Annotated in this window: 5 protein-coding genes; 2 read left to right on the forward strand and 3 right to left on the reverse strand. The window is 74.0% G+C overall.

The window, feature by feature from the left end; translation table 11 throughout:
* Both B7P34_RS35120 and B7P34_RS35125 read right to left on the reverse strand, forming a co-directional pair.
* A partial coding sequence (locus B7P34_RS35120; RefSeq protein WP_146167024.1) for a sugar porter family MFS transporter occupies positions 1 to 997 on the reverse strand: 997 nt, incomplete at its 3' end.
* A gap of 106 nt (positions 998 to 1,103) precedes the next feature.
* Positions 1,104 to 1,859, reverse strand: coding sequence for a polysaccharide deacetylase family protein (locus B7P34_RS35125; RefSeq protein ID WP_106682187.1), 756 nt, complete (start codon positions 1,857 to 1,859; stop codon positions 1,104 to 1,106).
* Between the two features lie 241 nt (positions 1,860 to 2,100).
* Between B7P34_RS35125 and B7P34_RS35130 the strand changes: the two genes are divergently transcribed.
* Together B7P34_RS35130 and B7P34_RS35135 are read left to right on the forward strand one after the other, a co-directional pair.
* Positions 2,101 to 3,141 (forward strand): YncE family protein, encoded by a 1,041-nt coding sequence (locus B7P34_RS35130; RefSeq protein WP_106682188.1) that lies wholly within the window; start codon positions 2,101 to 2,103, stop codon positions 3,139 to 3,141.
* A gap of 98 nt (positions 3,142 to 3,239) precedes the next feature.
* A complete protein-coding gene (locus B7P34_RS35135) occupies positions 3,240 to 3,659 on the forward strand; it encodes a YchJ family protein (protein WP_106682189.1) in 420 nt (139 codons plus the stop codon).
* Positions 3,660 to 3,672: 13 nt separating this feature from the next.
* Here B7P34_RS35135 and B7P34_RS35140 read toward each other — a convergent pair.
* Positions 3,673 to 4,477: endo alpha-1,4 polygalactosaminidase (locus B7P34_RS35140; protein WP_223268568.1), on the reverse strand; the 805-nt coding region annotated here is incomplete at its 5' end.

Below are 4,477 nucleotides of genomic sequence, written 5' to 3' on the forward strand. Positions count from 1 at the left end.
CCGTACGGCGCCGGGGGCCGCGCCGCCGTTCCCCCTGATCATCCCCCTTCACCGGCCCTTCGTTCCGCCGGGCGGCCGCAGTCCGCCCTTGACCACCTTGCCGGAGGCGTTCCGCGGGAGCCCCGGGGTCGGCGATGCCCGTGCGCAGCGCGCCGGCGACGGACCGCAGGGAGAGCTCGGTGTGCCGGAGCAGGGTGACGGCGGCGGGGTCGGCGGGCAGGGAGCCGGGGCAGTCGGCGAGGCGGTCGAGCTGGTCGCGGACGTGGCGGACGGCCGCGCGGGCGTGGTTGACCGCCCGGTCGTGCCTGGACGGCGAGGCGGGCCGCTCGGTGACGGGCACGCGGGAGAGGCGGGCGGCGGCGAGTGCGCGGTCGGCCGCCTCCCGTTCGGGCAGCGCGCCGCCGCCGGCCTCCAGGTGGTAGGCGGTGGCGCTGGTGTAGTCGGCGACGGCGGCGGCCGCCCGGGCGAGGACGGCGCGGTAGGGGACGGGGTCGGGCTCGGGCCACAGGAACCGCTCGGCCAGGACGGTCAGGAGGATGCCGGTGGTCAGGCCGGCGAGCCGGGAGCCGAGGGTGCCGGGCTCGTACGGCGGGAAGCAGGGCAGCACGTAGAACAGCTGGAAGGCCATGGCGAGACCGGTCAGGCGCGGGCCGCCGACGCCGCAGAAGGAGACGGCGAAGCCGACGGCGAACATGCCCGCGGCCGCGGCCCAGGGGCTCACGGCGAGCAGGGTGCCCGCGGTGACGAGGAACCAGCCGGCGGGCAGGGCGGCGAGCAGGGTGCGGGTCCGCTGCGGCGCGGGGCCGGGCACGCGGCAGAACATGGCCAGGGGAAGCGCCCCGAACATGGCGTACAGGGCCATGACGGAGTCACCGGTGACGTACTGGAAGACGTAGAAGCCCGGGCAGCCGGCCGCGACCACCCACAGGGCGCGGCGGGCCGCCTCCGGCACGCCCTCGTGCCGCAGGAGCCTGCGGACGGGCGTGCTCACGCCCACGCCCACCGGGGCACCTTCGGGCCAATTGCGCTGATCATAGTGTTTCCTCACATTAAGTGAAGTCACGTCAGCTTCAAGGCGACACCCCGTCGCACGGCCGGACCGGTCAGCACCGCAGCGGGTCCTTGATCACCGGCGTGGTGCGGCCGGTGTTGCGGCACAGGGAGTAGCCCTGGTCCCGCAGGTCGTCGACGATGCCCGGCAGCGCGTCCGGGAAGCGGCTGAACAGGTGTCCGAGGATCACGCCGCCGCGCTTGTCCGCCGCGGGGGCGTTGCGGACCCTCGCGCGGAGCGTGGCGACGTCGGGGAAGCGGCCGTCCCCGCCCTCCCAGTCGAGGGTGTCGACCGTCCAGGTGCACACGCGGGCGCCCAGCGACGCGGCGATCCGCTCCTCACGGGGGCCGTAGTCCCCGTACGGGGGCCGGAACAGCGAGCTCTTGACGCCCTCGTCGATCTCCTTGCGCGCGGCCTCCTCCGACAGGCCCGTCAGGTGCGGGTGGGACCAGGTGTGGTTGCCGACCCAGTGCCCCTGGCGGCGCAGGGTCCTGGCCACCTCCGGGTGCTGCGAGGCCTGCTCGTTGATGAGGAAGAACGCCGCGCGGACCCCCCTCCCCCGCAGGTACGCGCCCACCTCCGCGGCCCGCTCGACGCGGTCGTAGGACCAGTCGTCGAGCGTGAGCAGCACCCGTCCGGTGGTGTTGCCGCATCTCGTCCGGTCGTAGTCGCGGGGCACCGCGGGGGCGTGGCGCGCGGCGGACGCGGAGGCGGGCAGCGGGCACAGCGTCAGGAGCATGGAGGCGAGGGCCGCGACGAGGGGCGGCCGCACGCGGAGGGTGTGGAGCACGGAGGACGCGTGGAGCACGGGGGACTCCTCCCGGGGGCACGGCTGGGGGTTCAGATGATTCCGGCGCCCGGGCACGGCCGCCAGCAGTGCGCCGCCTACGGAGTCACACGGCGGGAACACCGGGCCGGAAGCGGTGTGACCCCCGACACGGCGTCAGCCGCCCGCGGCGCCCCCGAGCAGTACGAATGCGCGCAGGACAAGGCATCCTTGCCCGTACGGCATTGGAACGCCCGGGGAGGGGCGGCCCAGGATGCGGTCCATGAACACCACCACGGATTCCCGCGGCGGCCTGCTGGCCGTCGTCAGCCAGACCGGCCCGTCCGTCACCTTCTTCGACGCCGTCACGCACGACGTGCTCGACGTGCTCGAAATGCCCTCGGAGCCGCACGAGTTGTGCTTCGACCCCGACCGCCGGCTGCTGTACTGCGTGAGCACTTACGTCCACGGCTACTACCACGCCCACCAGGGCCGCGAGCGGCTGCTGACCGTCATCGACCCCGACACCCGGAAGGTCGTCGACACCGTCGGCCTCGGGCCCGACCACGGGCCGCACGGCCTCGCCCTGGACCGGGAGCGCTCCCGGCTGTACGTGAGCGTCGAGTCCACCGACGACACGACCGGCGGCGTCGTGATCCTGGACGCGGACACCCGCCGGCGCGTCGGGCGCATCCCGGTGATGGCCGACGGACCGCACTGGTTCGCGATCTCCCCCGACGGCCGCCGCGGCTGGTCGACCAACAAGGAGGCGGGCTTCGTCTCCGTCCTGGACCTGGAGCGGGACGAGTTCGCGGGGCGCGTCCCCGTGCCGGGCAGCGAAGGCCTGGACGTCTCCCCCGGCGGTGAGTTCGTCTACGTCGCCGCCCCCAAGGGCGACTTCCACTCCGCGCCCGCCGCCCGGCCCGGCATCCGGGTGATCGAGGCCGCGACCGGCGAGGTCGTGCGCGTGCTGCCCACCGAGGGCATCGTCTTCCCCGTGCACACCACGGCCGGCGGCCTGATCCTCGCCGGCGAGCTCCGCATCGTGAAGGAGGAGGGCGGCGCGCTGGGCACCCAGGCGGACGGCGTGCTCACCGTCTTCGCGCCCGGCTCCCACGAGGTCGTCGGGCAGGTGCCCGTCGGCCGGTTCCCGCTGACCATCACCTCCTCGCCGGACGGCCGGACGGGCTACGTCGCCAACGTCATGTCCAGCACGGTGACCGTCGTCGACCTGGAGCGGATGGCCGTGATCACCACCCTGGAGGTCGCCCGGCAGGGTGAGGCGGGCGCGCACGGCCTCGCCTACATCCCCGCCGCAGACTGAAACCACCGCCGGCTGAACCACCGCCCTGCGGGCCGCCGGCCCCGGCCGCCCGCAGGGGCGGCGGCCGGGGCCGCCCGGAGAACGGGCACAATCGTGGGGTGAGCGGAAAAACCAGACACCACGCACCCCGGCCGGCCGTCACCGCCGCCTCCCCCTGCCCCTGCGGGCTCGACGCCTCCTACGGCGACTGCTGCGGCGCCCTGCACGACGGCCGGCGGACCGCCTCGACGGCCGAACGGCTGATGCGCTCGCGCTACAGCGCCTTCGCCGTCCAGGACGCCGCCTACCTGCTGCGCACCTGGCACTCCACCACCCGGCCCGGCAGCCTGGAGTTCGACCCCGGCATGCACTGGACCCGGCTGGAGATCCTGGGCACGACGGACGGCACGCCCTTCCACCAGGAGGGCACGGTCGAGTTCCGCGCCCACTACACGGCCCACGGCCGGGCGGACTCCCAGCACGAGAACAGCCGCTTCGTCCGCGAGGACGGCCGGTGGGTGTACGTGGCCGAGGTCTGAGCCGCGCCCGGGCTCAGCCGCACGGCTCCCGCCACGCGTCCAGTTCGAGCTTCTTGCGCATGGAGCTGAGACCGAGCCGCTGCGTCGTCGCGCAGAACTCCTCCGGCTCCAGCGCGTACTCCACGTGGAAGACCGCCTTGCCGCGCCTGACGAACGGCGTCAGCTTCTCGCACTCCTCGAACTCGGCGCACTGCTCGTTCACCGCGAAGTCGAAGTCGCCCACGAGGGCGGGGATCTGGTCGAGGTCGTTCTTCAGGCCCACGGCCATGCCCCGGTCGTGGGCGAGCCGGGCCAGCATCCGGTTGAACGCGAGCTGGTCCTCCCCGGACAGCGGGAACCCGGTCTTGTTGCGGTATCCCTCCGTCAGGTCCGGCTCGACGGCGTCGAACCCCTTGTCCCGGCACATGTCGAAGCGCGCCGCCATGATCGGCCGGAGCTCGTCCAGGCGGCGGATGTCCAGCCACCGCTCGCCCTTCCAGCCCTTGTTCCGCTCCCCCAGCAGCCGCTTGGGAAACGCCTTCTGATCGGTGCGGAAGTCCTCCCACGCCCCGGCGTTGACGTAGCAGATCGCCTTGGCACCGCGGTCGTGCAGCTCCTTGACCGTACGGGCGGAGTTCTCGAAGCCGTCGATGTCGTAGACGGGCACGTCGACGGACGTGTCGGCCTTGCCGTCGAGCTGCCACTGCCAGCGCAGCCCGGGCCGCGGCTGCCAGTGCGGGCCGCCGGCCCGGCGGGCTTCTCCCGACGCCGCCGGGGCGGTGGGCGTGCCGCCGGCGTCGTCGTCCGGCCCGTCGCCGGGCTCGGTGGCGGAGCAGCCG

The sequence above is a fragment of the Streptosporangium nondiastaticum genome (assembly GCF_003011965.1).
Lineage (GTDB): Bacteria > Actinomycetota > Actinomycetes > Streptomycetales > Streptomycetaceae > Streptomyces > Streptomyces nondiastaticus.